Source organism: Pantoea sp. AN62, assembly GCF_050432985.1.
GTDB lineage: Bacteria > Pseudomonadota > Gammaproteobacteria > Enterobacterales > Enterobacteriaceae > Pantoea > Pantoea brenneri.
The window spans coordinates 65,474-84,982 of sequence record NZ_JBNPYB010000008.1 but is presented as its reverse complement, the minus strand read 5'-3'; the positions used below and the strand labels follow the sequence as shown (position 1 = coordinate 84,982).

The following is a 19,509-nucleotide window of genomic DNA, read 5'->3' as shown; positions in this document are numbered from 1 at the left end:
AGTCCGGCATCGACTTCAGCGACCGGAGGCGTATCAATGAAGCTCACTTTTCTGGGGACTGGCGGGGTCACCGCCGCGCCACTGTTTGGCTGCGACTGCCGCGCCTGTCAGCGAGCGCAGCAGGACCGGCGTTATCATCGTGCGCCGTGCAGTGCGCTGATTGAGGCGGGCAACGAGCGCATCCTGCTCGACGCCGGCCTGCCGCTGCTGGCCACGCGTTTCCGGCCCGGTGAGCTGACCCGCATTCTGCTGACGCACTACCATATGGATCACGTGCAGGGGCTGTTTGCGCTGCGCTGGGGCAAGGGTGCCTCTATTCCGGTGTGGGGGCCGCCCGATACGCGCGGCAGCGATGACCTGTTTAAGCATCCCGGCCTGCTCGATTTCCGGCCCTCATTAACCCCGTTTGTTGCCCAGTCGTTTGGTGAACTGCAGGTCACGCCGCTGCCGTTGCAGCATTCACGGCTGACCCATGGCTACCTGTTCGACTGGCAGGGCAGCCGGCTGGCCTGGCTGTGCGATACCTGTGGCCTGCCGCCCGATACCGAAGATTTTCTGCGCGGTCAGCCGCTCGATCGGCTGGTGATCGACTGTAACGATCCGCCGCAGACCGCGCCGCGCAATCACAACGATCTCAACCTGGCGCTGGCGATCATCGACCGGCTTCAGCCGCGTCAGGCCTGGTTAACCCACCTCAGTCACGAGATGGACAACTGGTTAGCCAATCACCCGCTGCCAGAGGCGGTTCAGCCTGCGCGCGATGGTCTGATCCTGTCATCGGGCTCCGGCTGGCCTGTCACAGTTTGATCATCTGACTGTCATGCCGCCTTCATGCCGCCACGCCTTAATAACCGGCAGAACGTAATCAGTGATGACGGAGAACAATATGGCACAGGCACTTCTGAAAACGGTGGTCGATAACGACCTGCCACCGGCCAGTCTCGGCGGACAAAAAGTGTTGTCGGTGCAGAGTCTGAGCAAAGCGTACGGCGACAGCAAGGTGCTGGATAAGGTCAGCTTCGATCTGCACGCCGGGGAACTGGTGGCGGTGATTGGCCGTTCCGGCGCCGGGAAATCGACCCTGCTGCACATGCTCAACGGCACCATTGCCGCCAGCTCCGGCGCGATTATCAGCCTGCATCAGGGCGAAGCGGACCGCAACGTGGTCGCACTCAGCAGCCGCCAGCTGCGGGAATGGCGCAGCCAGTGCGGCATGATCTTTCAGGATTTCTGTCTGGTGCCGCGTCTCGATGTGCTGACCAACGTGCTGCTGGGCCGACTGAGCCAGACCAGTACGCTGAAATCGTTCTTTAAAATTTTTTCTGACCATGACCGCGCCCACGCGATTGAACTGCTGCAGTGGATGAACATGCTGCCGCAGGCGCTGCAACGCGCGGAAAACCTGTCGGGCGGTCAGATGCAGCGCGTGGCGATCTGCCGGGCGCTGATGCAGAACCCCAAAATCCTGCTGGCCGATGAGCCGGTGGCGTCACTCGACCCGAAAAACACCAAACGCATCATGGATGTGCTGCGTCAGGTGAGCGAGCAGGGCATCAGCGTGATGGTGAACCTGCACTCAATCGAACTGGTAAAAAGTTACTGCACCCGGGTGATTGGTATTCAGCGCGGGGTGGTGCTGTTCGATGGCCATCCGTCGCAGCTTACCGACAGCCTGCTGCATCAGTTGTACGGCGATGAACTTAATCAGATCCACTAACTTCCACGGCAAGAGAACAACCTCGAATGAAACTGACTTCTTTAGCGCTACTGACGGGTGTAATGGCTTTTGGTGTTAACGCAGCGGATGCGCCGAAACAACTCAACCTCGGCATTCTGGGCGGACAAAACGCCACCCAGCAGATTGGTGATAACCAGTGTGTGAAGACTTTCTTTGATAAAGAGCTGGGCGTGGATACGCAGATGCGTAACGCCTCTGACTACTCCGGGGTGATCCAGGGATTGCTGGGCGGCAAAATTGATATGGTGCTGAGCATGTCACCGGCCTCGTTTGCCTCGGTTTACCTGCAGGACCCGAAAGCGGTCGATGTGGTCGGCATTGTGGTGGATGACAAAGATCAGTCACGCGGCTATCACTCGGTGGTGATCGTCAAAGCGGACAGCCCGTATAAAAAACTGGAAGACCTGAAAGGCAAATCGTTTGGCATGGCCGATCCCGATTCGACCTCCGGCTTTCTGATGCCTAACCAGACCTTTAAGAAACAGTTTGGCGGCACGGTAGACGATAAATACAACAATACCTTCTCCAGCGTGACCTTCTCCGGCGGCCATGAGCAGGACATTCTCGGCGTGCTGAACAACCAGTTCGACGGCGCAGTGACCTGGACCTCACTGGTCGGCGATTACAACAGCGGCTATACCTCCGGCGCATTTGGCCGTCTGATCCGTATGGACCATCCGGATCTGATGAAGCAGATCCGCATTATCTGGCAGTCGCCGCTGATCCCCAACGGTCCGGTGCTGGTCAGCAACAAACTGCCGGCGGATTTTAAAGCCAAAGTGGTGGCGGCGATTAAGAAGCTGGATAAAGAAGATCACGCCTGTTTCGTCAAAGCGGTTGGCGGTGAGCAGCATATCGGTAATGCCACCGTGGCAGATTATCAGAACATCATTGATATGAAGCGCGACCTGATGAAAGGCAGCCGCGGCTAACGCGGCGGCGGCAATCTCATTACCTCCTTCCCTGACTATCCGGGGAAGGGGGACGCGGCAAACCGGCCGGCGTCCCGCTGCTTCAGCTCCGGAGATCCCCCTCTTGACCGAATTCGAACGTTACTACCAACGCATCCGACACCAGCAGAAGCGCGACACGCTGCTCTGGTCACTGCTGCTGGTCGCCCTCTATCTGGCGGCGGGCAACGTGGCGGAGTTCAATCTGCTGACCGTCTGGCAGTCGCTGCCACACTTCTTCGACTATCTGCATGAAATTATGCCGGTGCTGCATCTGCCGCTGCTGTTCGCGGATGGCAAAACCGAAGGGTCGCTGGCTTACTGGGGCTACCGTCTGCCGATCCAGCTGCCGCTGATCTGGGAAACGCTGCAGCTGGCGCTGGCCTCCACTCTGCTGGCAGTGGCGCTGGCGGCAATGCTGGCCTTTTTTGCCGCTGACAATACCCGTACGCCCGCCAGCCTGCGACTGGCTATCCGCGCCTTTGTCGCCTTTCTGCGCACCATGCCGGAGCTGGCGTGGGCGGTGATGTTCGTGATGGCGTTTGGCATCGGCGCAATCCCCGGCTTTCTGGCGCTGGCGCTGCACACGATAGGTAGCCTGACCAAACTGTTTTACGAGGCGATTGAATCGGCGTCTGACAAGCCGGTGCGCGGCCTGGCGGCCTGTGGTGCCACCACCCTGCAGCGGATGCGCTTCGCCTTCTGGCCGCAGGTAAAACCGATCTTTCTCTCCTACAGCTTTATGCGGCTGGAGATCAACTTCCGCTCCTCAACCATCCTCGGGCTGGTGGGCGCGGGCGGCATCGGCCAGGAGCTGATGACCAATATCAAACTCGATCGCTACGACCAGGTGAGCATGACCTTGCTGCTGATCCTGATTGTAGTGTCGCTGCTGGATACGCTCTCCGGCCAGTTGCGCCGTCGCGTCGTAGGAGAAACCGCATGATCAGCGTCGTACCGGATATCACGCATCTCAGAGCGCAGCATCGCGCGCTGTTTGCCGCGCAACCGCGCTACCTGCGCCGCCTTGGCCTGCTGGCGCTGGCGCTGCTGCTCTACTATCTGTTCTTCTTTTCGTTTTATGGCATTGAGTGGTCGCGCCTGCTGAACGGCTGTCAGCAACTGGGGCGCTACTTTCTGCGGATGTTTGTCTGGCAGGATTTTGCCAACTGGCCGTTTGGCTACTACTTCTCGCAGGTCGGGATTACGCTGGGCATCGTGTTTGCCGGCACCCTGACCGCCACGCTGCTGGCGCTGCCGCTGTCATTTCTGGCGGCGCGCAACGTGATGCACAGCCGGGCGACCCGACCGGTTGCCTTTGTGATGCGCCGGCTGTTTGACCTGCTGCGCGGCATCGACATGGCGATCTGGGGATTGATTTTTGTCCGGGCAGTCGGCATGGGGCCACTGGCCGGGGTACTGGCGATTATCCTGCAGGATGTCGGGCTGCTGGGCAAACTGTATGCCGAAGGGCACGAATCGGTTGAGCGCTCGCCGAGCCGCGGCTTGGGTGCCGTCGGTGCCAACAGTCTGCAGAAGCACCGTTTCGGCATTTTTACCCAGTCGTTCCCGCAGTTTCTGGCGCTCAGCCTCTATCAGATTGAGTCCAATACCCGCTCAGCGGCGGTGCTGGGCTTCGTCGGCGCCGGTGGCGTCGGCCTGGTGTATGCCGAGAATATGCGGCTGTGGAACTGGGACGTGGTGATGTTCCTGACGCTGATCCTGGTGGTGGTGGTGATGGCGATGGATGCGCTCTCCAGTCGTCTGCGCAAGCGCTATATCAGCGGGACACCGGTGCCGCTGTGGCAGCCTGCTGGGCGCGATTAAGCCGTTCGCTGCGTTGCCAGGCGCGCTGCAGCGCCTGCACCAGCTGCGCCTGCTGCCAGGGCTTCGCCAGCCGTTCGCACAGCGGTAAGGTGACCGGCTGGTGGCGCAGGTCCTGACCACTGATCAACAGGGTCGCCAGCTGCGGCCAGTTCTGCTGCGCCTGGCGGATCATCTCAGCGCCGTTGATCTCGCCCGGCAGCATCAGATCGCTGATCAGCAGATCGATATCGGGCGTCTGACGCAGCAGCGCCAGCGCCTGTTCACCGTCGCCGCACTCCAGCGTCAGGTAGCCTAGCTGGTGCAGATGCTCACACAGCGTCTGGCGCACCGCCGGTTCATCATCCAGCACCAGCACCAGCCGATCGTTGGCCGCGTCGGGTGGCGTCGGCTGGACCGGCGGGAGCGGGGCGGTGGCCGGCATCTCTGGCGCGCGCGGCAACAGCAGCCGCACCGTGGTTCCCTGTCCCGGTGCCGTCTCCAGTTCAATCTGACCGCCGGACTGGCGGACAAAGCCATACACCATCGACAGCCCCAGCCCGCTGCCACTGCCGGTGGCTTTGGTGGTGAAGAACGGCTCAAATACCTGCTCGCGCACCGCGGCCGACATGCCGCAACCGTGGTCAATTACCTCAATTGTGACACGGTCACGTTTCTCCTCCTGCTCCAGTCGCCGCTGGTTCCAGATGCGGATGCGGATTTCTCCGCTCTGCTGCTGCATCGCATCCCGGGCGTTGACCACCAGATTCATCAGCGCGTTTTCCAGCTGGCTGGCATCGATCCAGGCGGGCCAGCCGGGACGCTGCGCATCAATAACCAGTTGCTGACCGGGCAGCAGCGAGTGCTGCAACAGCCCCTGCAGATTATCCACCAGCGTCACCACCGAGACCGCGCGTGGAAACAGCGCCTGTTTACGTGAGAAGGCCAGCAAACGCTGGGTCAGCTGGGCAGCGCGATCGGCTGCCTGGCGCGCCCGCTCAATCCGGCTGGCGAGTGGGCCAGGCGTCAGCTGGCCTTCGGTCAGCGCCAGGCTACCGATGATCACCGCCAGCAGATTATTAAAGTCGTGCGCCAGGCCGCCGGTCAGCTGACCGACCGCTTTCATCTTCTGGCTGTGCAGCAACGCCTCTTCCAGCGCTTTGCGGGTGGTGCGTTCCAGCACCGTATTGACCATGCCGCGCCGGGGGATCGGGCTGAAGCGCAGTTCCAGCGTCCGCCCATCGGCCAGCCGGATCTCCTGCGGTTCACCGGGTCCATGCAGATCAACCGCCAGCGGTTGCAGCAGCTGCTGCCACGGCACGCCCCGGTGCAGTTCACGCGGCGGAATGCCCAGCAGCTCGGCATACTGCGCATTCCACACCACCAGCTGACCGTCGTTATCAAACAGCGCAAACCCGTCGCGCATCGCCAGAAAAGTGGATTCCAGCTGGTTGCTCTTCTCTTTCAGCAGGCGTGAAGTGTGGGCCAGCGAGGCGGTATTGCGGGCGAAGACGTTGAAGGCGCGCGCCAGCTCGCCCAGCTCATCCCGCCGTTGCAGCCCCGGCACGCTGACGTTTTGTTCACCCTGCGCCAGCCGGGTCATCGCCCCGGCAATCGCCGTCAGGCTGGAACCGAGATTGCGGTAGATATAGATGCCGGCGTAACCGGTGATCGCCAGCGCCAGCAGCGCAAACAGCGTAATAAAGCCGATTATCGAATCCAGCTCGCGGTGGGTGGCGAGGGTCCGCGCCTCACTCTGCAACGCCACCTGCTGCACCGAGGCACTGATGTCCTCATTGAGCATCGCCACCAGCGCTTTGATGCGATAGGTGGCGTAGGCAATCGCCAGATCGCTCTGTTCCAGCGCATCGGCCAGCGGCAGCAGGCGCTGCTGAGTCGCCAGCAGGCGCTGCACTTTCTCGCCGGTGACGCCCTGCAACGGCACCGCGCGCCACTGCATCATCACCTGCTGTAACTGATCGATCACCGCGACGGGCGAGGGAGTACGAATGGCGATCCCGATCAGCCGCTCGGTCTGCTGGCGCAGCGCGGCGTCTGGCTGAGTCTGCTGTTCACGTCGCACCAGCTGGTCGATATGGCTGAGCAACAGCTGCGCCTGCCACAGGTCGCTCAGCATGGTGTTACGTTGCAGGTGGCGCTGATGGCCGGTCAGCAGTAACTGGTTGATGGTCTGTTCCAGCATCAGGCTGCGGGCGCGAATGCGGGCGATGCGTTCCGGCTGGCGCGCTGCCAGCGGCGCACTGGCCAGCAGCGTCAGTGAATGCTGCAGCGCCTGCTGATTCTGTTTCAGGCGTTGTGATTCGCTCTGGTACTCCAGCGCCCCGACCACCTGCGACAGCCGCACCGCCGCCGTGGCCACGTTGGCGGTATCGCGCGCCAGCGCCAGACTGCCGTTCATGTCGGCCAGCGTCTGCGCCTGGGCCTGTTCCTGAATCGCGCCAGCATGACGAAAGCCAAAGATCGCCACCACGCTCACCATCAGCGTGACCAGCACCACCAGCAGATTGAACAGTAACAGGCGGCCGCGCGCCCCGGCCTGCCACGGATAACTGCGCTGCATCCCACGACCTCATCATCACTGCAACGATGGGCCGAGTATAGGAGCGCACAGGCGGACGAATATGACAAATATGAACGGGCCCTGACATTTTCCGTTTATCTGGCGTTGCTTAACTGGCGGCTCTTCATAATCAGCAGGAGCCGGCCGATGACAGCCACACCGATACTGGAAATGCGGGAGATCACCCGGCGCTTCGGCAGTTTTTATGCCCTGAAAGGGGTCGATCTCACCGTCTATCCCGGCGAAGTTCACGCCCTGATGGGCGAGAACGGCGCCGGTAAAAGTACGCTGATGAAGATTCTGGCCGGTGCCTATACCGCCAGCAGCGGGGAAATTTTAATCGAAGGTAAACCCTATGCGCTGAAGGGGCCCAAAGAGGCGCTGGCCGCCGGGATTACCCTGATCTATCAGGAGATCAATCTGGCGCCCAATCTGACAGTGGCGGAGAACATCTTCCTCGGCAGCGAAATTGCGCCCGGTGGGCTGGTGAAGCGGCGGCAGATGGCGGAGCAGGCGCAGCGGGTTATCGACCGGCTGGGCGCGCAGTTCAGCGCCTGGGATTTGGTCAGCCGGCTGAGCATTGCCGAGCAGCAACAGGTAGAAATTGCCCGTGCGCTGCAACGTAACAGCCGCATTCTGGTGATGGATGAGCCAACCGCGGCGCTATCCAACCGTGAGACCGAACAGCTGTTTGCGCTGATTAAACGGCTGCGCAGCGAAGGGATGGCGATCATCTACATCAGTCATCGAATGGCCGAAGTCTATGAGCTGTCCGACCGGGTCAGCGTGCTGCGCGACGGCCAGTATGTCGGCAGTCTGACCCGCGAACAGCTCAACGCCAGCGAACTGGTGCGGATGATGGTCGGGCGGCCGCTCAGCGATCTGTTCAATAAGGACCGTACTATTCCGCTCGGCGATATCCGGCTGGCGGTGAATCACCTCACCGACGGCGGCAAAATTCATCCCAGCAGTCTGGCGGTGCGGGCCGGTGAAATCGTGGCGCTGGCCGGGCTGGTGGGTGCGGGGCGCAGCGAACTGGCGCAGCTGATATTTGGCGTACACCCACCGAAAGACGGCGAGATCTGGATCGACGGCGAGAAGGTCACGATTCGCTCACCCCGTGAGGCGATTGCGCGCGGGATCGGTTTTCTGACCGAGAACCGCAAAGAGCAGGGGCTGTTTCTGGAGATGGCGGCGCAGGAAAACATCGTGATGGCCACGCTGGAACGTGATGCCAGCTACGGCATGCTAGACCGTCGCAAAGGACAGTCGATTGCCAATGAGGCGATCGCTTCACTCAATATCCGGGTGCCGCATGCCCAGGTCCGGGCTGGCGGACTCTCCGGCGGTAATCAGCAGAAGCTGCTGATATCGCGCTGGGTGGCGATTGGCCCGCGCATTCTGATCCTCGACGAGCCGACGCGTGGCGTCGATGTCGGCGCGAAGAGCGAAATTTATCGCATGATGCAGCAGATGGCGCGGCAGGGCGTGGCGATTTTAATGATCTCCAGCGAACTGCCGGAGGTGGTCGGGATGAGCGACCGCGTTTACGTGATGCACGAAGGCACCATCGTGGGTGAGCTGGAAGGCAGCAACATCAGTCAGGAAAATATTATGACGCTGGCAACCGGTGCGCACAGCGCGTCACCGCTCGAGGTATAAGGATACCATCATGACACAACTGGCCCGGACCAAAGCCCCGACGCTGAAACGCGCGCTGATGGGCGATCTGCTGCAAACCGTCGGTATCCTGCCGATTCTGATCCTGATCGTGGCGGTGTTTGGCTTTGTTACGCCGAACTTCTTTACCGAAGCGAACCTGCTGAACATTACCCGCCAGGCCTCAATCAATATCGTGCTGGCGGCGGGCATGACCTTTGTCATCCTGACCGGCGGCATCGATTTGTCGGTCGGATCAATGCTGGGCACTACCGCAGTGGTGGCGCTGGTGGCGTCGCTCGATCCAATGCTGGCCTCAATGACCATTCCGATGGCGCTGGGTGCCGGACTGGTGATGGGGCTGTTCAACGGTGTGCTGGTGGCGTGGGCAGGGCTGCCGCCGTTTATCGTCACGCTTGGCACCTATACCGCGCTGCGCGGAGCGGCCTATCTGCTGGCGGACGGCACCACGGTAATCAACTCCGATATCAATTTTGAATGGATCGGCAACGGCTATCTCGGCCCGGTGCCGTGGCTGATTGTGATCGCATTCGCTGTCATCGCTATCTGCTGGTTTATCCTGCGCCGCACCACGCTTGGGGTACATATCTACGCGGTGGGCGGCAACATGCAGGCTGCCCGCCTGACCGGCATCAAGGTCAGCATGGTGCTGATTTTTGTCTACGGCATGAGCGGCCTGCTGTCGGGGCTGGGCGGACTGATGAGCGCCTCACGGCTCTACAGCGCCAACGGTAACCTCGGCGTCGGCTATGAGCTGGATGCAATCGCTGCGGTGATCCTCGGCGGCACCAGTTTCGTCGGCGGCATCGGCACCATTACCGGTACGCTGATTGGCGCGCTGATTATCGCCACCCTGAATAACGGCATGACGCTGATGGGCGTCTCCTATTTCTGGCAGCTGGTGATCAAGGGCGCGGTGATCATTATTGCGGTGCTGATCGACAAATATCGCACCCGCCATCACGTGAGTTAAGGCTGGAAAGGGGGATGCGCAGCCGCGCGTCCGCCGCCATAAAAACGCCATTTAGTCGTTGGCACTTTGATAACCGCAGGAGAAGGTCTATGCGTTTTAATCCGATTGTAACCGGACTGCTGGCGGCGACGCTGTTCAGTACCGGCATGGCTCAGGCAAAAGAACTCAAATCTATCGGCGTGACGGTCGGCGATCTGGCTAACCCGTTTTTCGTGCAGATCACCAAAGGTGCGGAGATGAAAGCGCGGGAACTGGCGGGGGATAAGGTCAACGTGACGCTGGTCTCCAGCGGTTACGATCTCGGTCAGCAGGTCGGCCAGATCGATAACTTTATCGCGGCGAAAGTCGATATGATCATCCTCAACGCTGCCGACTCCAAAGGCATCGCCCCGGCGGTGAAACGGGCGCGGGACGCCGGCATCGTGGTGGTGGCGGTTGACGTGGCGGCCGATGGTGCCAACGCCACCATCACCTCCGATAACACCGAGGCCGGGGTGATGGCGTGTAAATATATTTCTGACCGTCTGAAAGCCAAAGGCAACGTGGTGATCATCAACGGGCCGCCGGTTTCGGCGGTACAGAACCGCGTTGAGGGCTGTATGACCGAGCTGAAGCGCCATCCGGATATCAAGCTGCTCTCTTACAACCAGAACGCCAAAGGCAGCCGCGAAGGCGGGCTGGAAGTGATGACCGGTCTGCTGTCGGCGAATCCGAAGATCGATGCGGTATTCGCCATCAACGATCCGACGGCGATTGGTGCCGATCTGGCGGCCAAACAGGCGCAACGTAACGAATTCTTTATTGTCGGCGTCGATGGATCGCCGGACGGTGAAGAGGCGCTGAAACGTAAGAACTCGCTGTTCGTCGCTACACCGGCGCAGGACCCGCAGGTGATGGCGGCCAAAGCGGTGGAGATCGGCTATGACATTCTGCAGGGCAAACCGGCACCCGATAAGCCGGTGCTGATTCCGGTGAAGCTGATCGATCGTAACAACATCGGCAGCTATCAGGGCTGGACGGTGAAATAAGCCACCGGCGGCACCGTCGGGTGCCGCCCACAGGAGGCCACAATGCAGCGATCACAGGTGAATCACTATCTGCAACTGACCCGCGAGTTTCTGATGCGTCAGGATGTGCATCTGCCGCCGTGGGCCGATTTCAGCCTCAGCCAGTGGCGCGCTCAGGATCGTCAGCAGGCGCAGGAGATTCTGGCGCTGCGGCTGGGCTGGGATCTGACCAGCTTTGGCGCGGCTGACTTTCTGCACACCGGTCTGACGCTGTTCACTCTGCGTAACGGTTCACCGGGTGGGCATCCGTGGCACAAACCCTATGCCGAAAAGGTGATGCACGTGCGTGAGGGCCAGCGGACGCCGATGCACTATCATCCGCAGAAAATGGAAGACATTATCAATCGCGGCGGCGGCAATCTGATTATCGAAATACATAACCGCGACGGCGACGGACTGGCACATTCGGCGGTCGCGGTGACGCTCGACGGCATGCGTCAGTCGCACGTTGCCGGCTCGCAACTGCGGCTGTCACCGGGTGAAAGCGTGACGCTGGAAGCGGGCATCTGGCACAGTTTCTGGGGCGAGAACGGCTTCGGGGACGTGCTGGTGGGTGAGGTGTCGATGCCGAATGATGACGAAAATGACAACGTGTTTCTGACGCCGCTGGCACGTTTCAATCCACTGCTGGAGGATGAGACGCCGCGCTGGCTGCTGTGCAACGATTATGCGCACTGGCTACCGTGAGCAGGGCAGGCGCGGCGCGGTCAGTCAGGCAATCTGGCTGGTGCGCGCCAGCGTATCGGGTTTGACCACATCAGCGGAAAAAACATAGCCGAGGCCGCGAATGGTGCGGATCAGGTTAGGCTGATGTGGATTGGTTTCGATCTTACGCCGCAGCCGCATGATCAGTACGTCGATGGTGCGATCAAATACGTCGAGCGTTTCGCTGTGGGTCAGCTCCAGCAGCTGATCGCGGGTCAGCACCTTGCGGGCATGACGCACCAGCGCACGCAACAGGCTATATTCGCCCTGCGTCAGCGGCACCAGTTCACGTTGCGGATTAAATAACTGGCAGCGGCTCTCGTCGAGTTGCCAGCCGTTAAAGCGCCAGCCTTCCTGTTCCTGTTCGGCCGGCAGCAGGCGTCCTCCCCGGCGCAGGGCCGCCCGCGCGCGTGCCACTACCACCCGTGGATTAAACGGTTTGGCAATATAATCATCCGCGCCCATCTCCAGCCCGACCACCATTTCCGCTTCCGATCCCATTCCGGTCAGCATAATCACCAGCACATCGGGCCGCTGGCGCTGTAACTGCTGTAACACCAGCAGGCCATTGGTATCCGGCAGCATCATATCCAGCATCACCAGCCCAATCTCCGGGTGCTGATGGAGCATCGTCAGGGCCTCTTTGCCCTGATGACAGCTGTAGACATTGAACACATGTTCACTTAGCGCGTCCTGCAACACGTCGCAGACGGCAAGATCATCATCCACCACCAAAATCGCTGGCTTCATTGCGCGGCCCCAATGTTACGAAAGAGTTAATTCTGGAGTGTACACAGGCTAACAACGGTTGCTGTATGAGCCTGCTGAAACGTGACCAGCTTCGCCTGGCAGAGTGCGGAATCGTGCGCTGGCGCAGAGTTTTTCAGGCGGTCAATGTCGCCGCAGGAAAACGATTGCGCACAATCAGTGCATTGCACCATAATCGCGCCTTGTTTTGGTTCGGAATTGTCTTAGCCCTTCTGTAGCGCGCCAGGTAATCGATTGCGTCGGCTTATGGCATGGCAATTGCTTTGGGCTGTGGGTCAATAAACGTTTTTTCACCGAATTCAGGCTAGCGAGTATGCAGCAGCCCGTTTCGCTGTACCGGAAACAGAATAATCAGCATGCAAACCCCTTTGGCAAGTGAGAACGCACATTCGTGACGTCTCCTGTATCGAGAGATGATGATGTTAGAAAAATTATTCAAACTCAAAGCACACAACACTACGGTTCGCACCGAGATTATCGCCGGCATCACCACCTTCCTGGCGATGGCTTACATTCTGTTTGTGAACCCGAGCATTCTGGGTGCCACCGGCATGGATAAAGGCGCGGTATTTGTGGCCACCTGTCTGGCGGCGGCGATTGGCTGCGTTCTGATGGGGCTGATCGCTAACTACCCGATTGCACTGGCACCGGGCATGGGATTGAACGCCTTCTTTACCTACACCGTGGTGCTGCACATGGGCTACACCTGGCAGGTGGCGCTGGGTGCGGTATTCCTGTCGGCGGTAATCTTCTTTGCGCTGTCGATTTTTAAAATCCGCGAATGGATCATTGCCAGCATTCCGCTGCCGCTGCGCGCCGGTATTGGTGCCGGTATCGGGCTGTTCCTGGCGCTGATTGCGCTGGAAGGGGCGGGCATTGTGGTCGATAACCCCGCTACGCTGGTGGGGATTGGCGATCTGACTAAGCCTGGGCCGCTGCTGGCCATGCTGGGGTTTATCGTGATTGTGGTGCTGGAAGCGCGTCGTGTAACCGGCGCAGTGCTGATCGGTATCTTACTGGTGACCTTTATTTCGATGGGTATCGGCCTGTCACCTTTTGCCGGCGTGTTCTCTGCACCGCCGTCGATCGCGCCGACCTTTATGCAACTGGACATTGCCGGTGCCTTTAACGTCGGGCTGGTAAGCGTGATTTTCGCCTTCCTGTTTGTTGATGTGTTCGACAATACCGGGACGCTGCTGGGCGTGACCAAACGTGCCGGTCTGGCGGATGAGCAGGGTAACGTGCCGAAGATGGGCCGGGCGCTGATCGCTGACAGTGCGGCCGCCCTGTTTGGTTCGCTGCTGGGTACTTCGACCACCACCAGCTATGTGGAATCTGCGGCTGGCGTCAGTGCGGGCGGCCGTACCGGTCTGACGGCAATTGTGGTCGCTGTCCTGTTCCTGCTGGCGCTGTTCTTCTCACCGCTGGCCTCCAGCGTACCGGTCTATGCAACTGCGCCTGCCTTACTGTTTGTCGCCGTGCTGATGGCCTCGGGTCTGGCGGAGATTGACTGGAAAGATATCACCACTGCCGCACCGGTAACCGTCACGGCGCTGGCGATGCCTCTGACCTATTCGATCGCCAACGGTATCGCGTTTGGTTTTATTACCTGGACGCTGGTGAAGCTGCTGAGTGGCCGCACCAAAGAGGTCAACGCGGCGCTGGTGATCCTGTCGATTCTGTTTGTGATTAAGTTGGGGTGGCTGAGCGCCTGAATGCGCAGGAGCCGGCTGGCAGTGGTTTAACGCTGTGCAGCGGGCTGTCATTCAGCAGGTTACGTATCGCTGCGGGCTGGCATAGAGTAAGGTTACGCCCGCCGGGCAGTGGGGAGTTTCAGATTGCCTGAGCAGGCGGACGCGTCAAGGGGCGGACGCCCGCCCCTTAACAATCCCGGCGTCCGGCGGCCTGCGCGCCACGCTGCGCGCGGTTCCTTCGTCACTCCCTGCGGCCGACGGACCGGCCGGACGCGCCATCCGTGGCGCGATCCGTCCTTTTGCCGACTTCCTGTCGGCTCTCCTGGCCTCCGTTCACTTCTCAGCGCTGCGGACGCCTCTCACAAACCTCCGCCTGTAATTATTTTTTTCATTTCGCTGTTGCCGTGCTGTCTGATGGCCCGTTGCAAAGACAAACCTCAATATTTACCGGGATGACGAACCCAACTTGAAAAAGACGAAACAACCGCTGCGATTTACAAAGCCGCGCTGTCTGCCGACCCGATAGAAAAGACAATCCCAAAAATCCACAGCGATAAAATACCCAACATAAAAAGAATAGATAACAGCGGGTGGGTTGAATAACATTCTGTCTGCTGAGCCGAAAGCCAGAGGCAATCCCAAAAACCGACAGCGATAAAGTACCCGACATAAAAAAAGAAATAACAGCGAGAAGTTAGGAGGCCGTCAGAACCGCTGAGCCGATGAGAGATTTCAGGACGAGCGACAGGGAGGTCGCGAAGAGTCGGGGTCGTGCCAGGGATGGCGCGTCCCGACGGTCCGTGAGAAATCCGGAAGAGGCGAAGGGACCGCGAAGCGGCGGTGAAGCAGGCCGGAGCCCGGGGTCAAGGGGGCGCGGCGACTGGCGCCCCCTTGTCGGTCGCCGGCAGCGGCGAAGCTGAAACTGCCACAGCCAGCCGGCGAACGAAACCCTCTCAGCCCCGTTCGCACAGCGAACCCCCAAACCTCACCAGCCGGCGAACGAAACCCTCTCAGCCCCGTTCGCGCAGCGAACCGCCAAACCTCACCGGCTGGCGAACGAAACCCTCTCAGCCCCGTTCGCGCAGCGAACCCCAGCCCGTGGCCACCATGTGAACGAAACCCTCTCAGCCCCGTTCGCACAGCGAACACGCAGCTCCTTACCCGATTGTCATCAGACTGGCATTCCCACCGGCTGCGGCGGTATTCACACTCAGCGAACGCTCAATCAGCAACCGTTCCAGCAGCAGATTGGTCTCACCGCGGGCGAAGCCCTGCACCGAAACAATCGCGCCTTCGCGTGCGGCAATTTGCTCACACAGGGTGCGCAGCTGATCGGCATCACCGTGATAAATCACCGCATCAAATTCTGCCGCTAACGGATCACGCGCCAGGGTAATACGCGCTTTCACCGCGTCTGGCAGGGAAGTCAGCAGGCGACGATGCAACTCATCATCCTGCCACAGCGCCTTGCTGCCCACGCTGGTGACGGCGGCCAGTTGCACTAACGCATCCTGCTCGTTGTCGGCAAGACAGAGCACCTGATCACGCGGCAACAGCGAGAACGTGTTGCGCTCGCCGGTCGGACCGGGCAGTAACCGTACTACGCCCGCCTGCGCCAGATCGGCATAGTGCTGGCACAACGCCGCCAGTTCAGGCTTCTCTTTAGCCCAACCCGTCAGCGCCTGATGAGGTGCCAGCAACGCCTGACGCAGGGTGCTGTCGGCAGGGCGCTCGGCATCCTGACGATCAAACGTCAGTCGCAGCGCGCCGTCCGGACGATGCGCCAGCAGACGATAGAGATAGAGCGGTCCGCCGGCTTTCGGGCCGGTACCGGATAATCCTTCGCCACCAAACGGCTGCACGCCAACCACCGCGCCCACCATATTCCGGTTGACGTAGAGGTTGCCGACTCTGGCATTCGCCGTCACCTGAGCAATAGTCTCGTCGATGCGGGTATGTACACCCAGCGTCAGGCCATAACCCGAGGCGTTAATCTGTTCAATTAACTGCGGCAGATTATTGCGGGTGAAACGCACCACGTGCAGTACCGGGCCGAACACCTCTTTATCCAGATCTTTAACCTGATCCAGTTCAATCAGGGTCGGCTTGATGAAGGTGCCGCTGCTCCACTCTTTGCTATCGTGTGGATTCTCCTGCACCGCCTGATAGACCGTGAAGCCTTTATTGCGCATCGCCTGAATGTGACGCTCAATATTGGCTTTGGCTTCAGCATCGATCACCGGACCAATATCGGTCGACAGGCGCTCCGGATTACCCATCCGGCATTCCGCCATCGCACCGCGCAACATCTTCAGGGTGTGGTCGGCAACATCTTCCTGAATGCACAGCAGACGCAGGGCAGAACAACGTTGACCGGCGCTGTCGAAGGCAGACGCGACGATATCAATCACCACCTGCTCAGTCAGCGCGGAGGAGTCGACGATCATCGCATTCATTCCGCCGGTTTCAGCAATCAGCGGTGTCGGGCGACCCTGCGGATCGAGACGACCGGCCAGATTACGTTGCAGCAGCGTCGCAACCGCGGTTGAACCGGTGAACATGACGCCGCGAACCCGATCGTCGCCGGTCAGCTGCGCGCCAACCGTTTCACCCAGACCCGGCAGCAGTTGCAGCACGCCAGCTGGCACGCCCGCATCCAGCAGAATCTGTACCGCCTGCGCCGCAATCAGCGGTGTCTGCTCCGCCGGTTTGGCCAGCACGCTGTTACCCGCAGCCAGCGCCGCAGCAATCTGACCGGTAAAGATCGCCAGCGGGAAGTTCCACGGGCTGATACAGACCACCGGACCCAGTGGGCGATGGGTTTCGTTATCGAAATCATCCCGCACCATACCGGCATAGTAATAGAGGAAATCGACCGCTTCGCGCACTTCAGCGATGGCGTTGTTGTAGGTCTTACCGGCTTCACGCACCAGAATGCCAATCAGCTGCTGCATCTGGCCTTCCATGATCTGTGCCGCGCGTTCCAGAATTGCAGCACGCTCCTGAGGCGGAGTGGCGAACCAGATCGGGCCGCTGTTGACCGCCGCGTCCAGCGCCTGAGAGACTTCCTGCTCAGTCGCTTCGCGTACCTGTCCGACAATATCGTTCGGCGCAGCGGGGTTAACAATAGTGCGGCTTTCACCTTCACCCAGCTCACCTTCAATCATCGGCTGAGCCAGCCACGGCTGCGCGGCACTGCTCAGCAGGGCGCTGGACAGTGAGGCCAGACGGTGTTCATTGGCCATATCCAGACCGGCCGAGTTGACGCGGTTAGCCCCATACAAATCGCGCGGCAGAGGAATCTTCGGATGCGGCAGGCCAATCGCCCCTTCGCTGGCACCCAGCTTCTCCACCGCCGTCACCGGATCGGCGACCAGCTCATCAATCGGCAGTGAGGTATCGGCGATACGGTTAACGAAGGAGGTGTTGGCACCGTTTTCCAGCAGGCGACGCACCAGATAAGCCAGCAGCGTTTCGTGCGTACCGACCGGCGCATAAATACGGCAGGGACGGTTAAGTTTGCCGTCCGCCACTTTGCCTACCACCTGCTCATACAGCGGTTCGCCCATGCCGTGCAGGCACTGGAACTCATACTGACCCGGATAGTAGTTGTTGCCAGCCAGCTGATAAATCGCCGCCAGCGTATGGGCATTGTGGGTGGCAAACTGCGGGTAGATCAGGTTCGGCACCGCCAGCAGTTTACGGGCGCAGGCCAGATAAGAGATGTCGGTGTAGACCTTGCGGGTATAGACCGAATAGCCCTCCAGCCCCTCCATCTGGGCGCGTTTGATTTCGCTGTCCCAGTAGGCACCTTTAACCAGACGGATCATCAGGCGACGGCGGCTCCGTTGTGCCAGGTCGATCAGCTCGTCAATCACGAACGGACAGCGCTTCATGTAGGCCTGGATGACAAAGCCGATGCCGTTCCAGCCTTCCAGTTCCGGCTCGAAACAGAGTTTTTCCAGCAGGTCGAGCGACAGCTCCAGCCGGTCAGCTTCTTCGGCATCAATGTTGATGCCGATGTCATAGGAGCGAGCCAGTAGCGTCAGCGATTTCAGAATAGGGTAGAGCTCCTCCATCACCCGCTCATACTGAGCGCGGCTGTAGCGCGGATGCAGCGCCGACAGCTTGATCGAAATGCCCGGGCCTTCATAAATGCCGCGGCCATTGGACGCTTTGCCAATGGCGTGAATCGCCTGCTGGTAGGAGACCAGATAGGCTTTGGCATCGCTGGCGGTCAGCGCCGCTTCACCCAGCATGTCGTAAGAGTAACGGAACCCTTTCTCTTCCAGCTTGCGGGCGTTAGCCAGCGCTTCAGCAATGGTTTCGCCGGTGACGAACTGCTCACCCATCAGACGCATCGCCATATCCACGCCTTTACGGATCAGCGGCTCGCCGCTCTTGCCAATAATGCGGTTCAGCGATCGCGACAGATTGGCTTCGTTATGGGTTGAGACCAGACGGCCGGTGAACAGCAGGCCCCAGGTGGCGGCGTTAACGAACAGCGACGGGCTGCGACCGAGATGCGACTGCCAGTTGCCGTTGCTGATCTTATCGCGGATCAGCGCATCGCGGGTCGGCTTGTCAGGGATACGCAATAACGCTTCGGCGAGGCACATCAGCGCCACGCCTTCCTGCGAGGATAAAGAGAACTCCTGCAGCAGGCTTTGCACCATGCCAGCGCGTCCGGTTGCTCCTTTTTGGTGCCGCAGCTTGTCGGCCAGCTGGTAAGCCAGCTGATGGGTTTTCTCCGCCAGCGCCGCAGGCAGACGTGCCTGCTCCAGCAGCATCGGCACCGCGTCGGTCTCCGGGCGACGCCAGGCGGCGGTCACGGTCGAACGGTTCACCGACTGCGGCAAAATCTGCTCTGCGAAGTCAAGGAACGGCTGATGCGTCTCGTCGGTCAGCGCCTCATCAGCCTCCACTGTCGCCAGGCTGGATAACGGGATTTCAGGCAGCGAATCGCCCGACTCAAGCTGGCCGAGGTAGTTAAAGATCGCCTGTTTAATCAGCCAGTGTGGCGTGCGATCGATACGCTGCGCAGCCAGTTTGATGCGCTCACGTGTCGCGTCATCCAGTTTTACCCCCATGGTGGTTGTACCCATGACTCCAGTGCTCCTTATAGTGGTTCGATACGGCGTGGCTGCACTATCACTTAAGTTGCAACTTTGTGCAACCGTGTTAAATGTGAGCCAGTTAACACCCTTTTAACGCCGTCAATTGTTAATTTTTGCAATGCGGCACGGATATTGCTGCAAGATCCTCGCCAACCTGACGGGCCTGGCAACGCGCGGTTTATGTGAGGTTGCGCCGGGTTGCAACCGACGTTATGTGAGCGAGTGCAACCTCTGAACACTTTTTCGCAATCGGTTAGTGAAATCGCTGTAACGCCTGTGTTAAATCCATTGTGCGCCGAACGCCTTTCCGGCAGGATACCGCGCCGCAGGGAAATGGCTAACGCCCTGACGAGGATAATCGGTCCGTTTTGCCCCGTTCCGGCAAGCAGGCAGCTGGCGATTTCTCTGGGATATCAAATAATAAGTGGAGAGA

General features: G+C 60.0%; 14 protein-coding genes. 11 read left to right on the top strand and 3 right to left on the bottom strand.

Annotated features, from left to right (window positions below; all coding sequences use genetic code 11):
* The first annotated feature begins 36 nt into the window (after positions 1-36).
* The 5 genes from phnP to phnE (FHW04_RS11205) all read left to right on the top strand — a co-directional run bounded on the left by phnP (position 37) and on the right by phnE (FHW04_RS11205) (position 4,515).
* Positions 37-807 carry a phosphonate metabolism protein PhnP gene (phnP, locus tag FHW04_RS11225; protein ID WP_089562011.1) on the top strand — a complete coding sequence of 257 codons (771 nt, stop codon included), beginning with the start codon at positions 37-39 and terminating at the stop codon, positions 805-807.
* Positions 808-886: 79 nt separating this feature from the next.
* Complete coding sequence (gene phnC / locus FHW04_RS11220) at positions 887-1,717, top strand: phosphonate ABC transporter ATP-binding protein (RefSeq protein WP_031377628.1); 831 nt, start codon at positions 887-889, stop codon at positions 1,715-1,717.
* 26 nt (positions 1,718-1,743) lie between these two features.
* Positions 1,744-2,670 carry a phosphonate ABC transporter substrate-binding protein gene (phnD, locus tag FHW04_RS11215; RefSeq protein WP_031377627.1) on the top strand — a complete coding sequence of 309 codons (927 nt, stop codon included), beginning with the start codon at positions 1,744-1,746 and terminating at the stop codon, positions 2,668-2,670.
* 103 nt (positions 2,671-2,773) lie between these two features.
* Positions 2,774-3,634 carry a phosphonate ABC transporter, permease protein PhnE gene (gene phnE, locus FHW04_RS11210; protein ID WP_031377626.1) on the top strand — a complete coding sequence of 287 codons (861 nt, stop codon included), beginning with the start codon at positions 2,774-2,776 and terminating at the stop codon, positions 3,632-3,634.
* Entirely contained in the window at positions 3,631-4,515 is an 885-nt protein-coding gene (phnE, locus tag FHW04_RS11205; RefSeq protein ID WP_046288245.1) for a phosphonate ABC transporter, permease protein PhnE, read from the top strand. The genes phnE (FHW04_RS11210) and phnE (FHW04_RS11205) overlap by 4 nt, the downstream gene beginning before the upstream one ends.
* Here the strand turns inward: phnE (FHW04_RS11205) and FHW04_RS11200 are convergent.
* Positions 4,469-7,072 carry an ATP-binding protein gene (locus FHW04_RS11200; RefSeq protein WP_089562012.1) on the bottom strand — a complete coding sequence of 868 codons (2,604 nt, stop codon included), beginning with the start codon at positions 7,070-7,072 and terminating at the stop codon, positions 4,469-4,471. The two genes, phnE (FHW04_RS11205) and FHW04_RS11200, sit on opposite strands and share 47 nt — an antisense overlap.
* Before the next feature lie 147 nt (positions 7,073-7,219).
* Between FHW04_RS11200 and FHW04_RS11195 the strand changes: the two genes are divergently transcribed.
* The 4 genes from FHW04_RS11195 (at position 7,220) to FHW04_RS11180 (ending at position 11,479) form a co-directional block, all read left to right on the top strand.
* The gene (locus tag FHW04_RS11195; protein WP_031378036.1) at positions 7,220-8,734 is read left to right on the top strand and encodes a sugar ABC transporter ATP-binding protein; all 1,515 of its coding nucleotides are present in this window, start codon (positions 7,220-7,222) and stop codon (positions 8,732-8,734) included.
* A gap of 10 nt (positions 8,735-8,744) precedes the next feature.
* The gene (locus FHW04_RS11190) at positions 8,745-9,725 is read left to right on the top strand and encodes an ABC transporter permease subunit (RefSeq protein ID WP_089562013.1); all 981 of its coding nucleotides are present in this window, start codon (positions 8,745-8,747) and stop codon (positions 9,723-9,725) included.
* 89 nt (positions 9,726-9,814) lie between these two features.
* Complete coding sequence (locus FHW04_RS11185; RefSeq protein WP_031378038.1) at positions 9,815-10,753, top strand: ABC transporter substrate-binding protein; 939 nt, start codon at positions 9,815-9,817, stop codon at positions 10,751-10,753.
* Positions 10,754-10,795: 42 nt separating this feature from the next.
* The gene (locus tag FHW04_RS11180; RefSeq protein WP_089562014.1) at positions 10,796-11,479 is read left to right on the top strand and encodes a D-lyxose/D-mannose family sugar isomerase; all 684 of its coding nucleotides are present in this window, start codon (positions 10,796-10,798) and stop codon (positions 11,477-11,479) included.
* A 24-nt stretch (positions 11,480-11,503) separates the two neighbouring features.
* Here the strand turns inward: FHW04_RS11180 and FHW04_RS11175 are convergent, their stop codons facing one another.
* Positions 11,504-12,247, bottom strand: a complete 744-nt coding sequence (locus FHW04_RS11175; protein WP_031378040.1) for a response regulator — start codon at positions 12,245-12,247, stop codon at positions 11,504-11,506.
* Positions 12,248-12,312: 65 nt separating this feature from the next.
* Between FHW04_RS11175 and FHW04_RS11170 the strand changes: the two genes are divergently transcribed.
* Entirely contained in the window at positions 12,313-12,483 is a 171-nt protein-coding gene (locus FHW04_RS11170; RefSeq protein WP_158087053.1) for a hypothetical protein, read from the top strand.
* 198 nt (positions 12,484-12,681) lie between these two features.
* The gene (locus FHW04_RS11165) at positions 12,682-13,980 is read left to right on the top strand and encodes an NCS2 family permease (protein ID WP_218833860.1); all 1,299 of its coding nucleotides are present in this window, start codon (positions 12,682-12,684) and stop codon (positions 13,978-13,980) included.
* A gap of 1,136 nt (positions 13,981-15,116) precedes the next feature.
* On the opposite strand, the gene putA is transcribed toward FHW04_RS11165, so the two are convergent.
* Positions 15,117-19,064: a trifunctional transcriptional regulator/proline dehydrogenase/L-glutamate gamma-semialdehyde dehydrogenase gene (gene putA, locus FHW04_RS11160; RefSeq protein WP_089562015.1), complete on the bottom strand. Its 3,948-nt coding sequence runs from the start codon at positions 19,062-19,064 to the stop codon at positions 15,117-15,119.
* Positions 19,065-19,509: the final 445 nt, after the last annotated feature.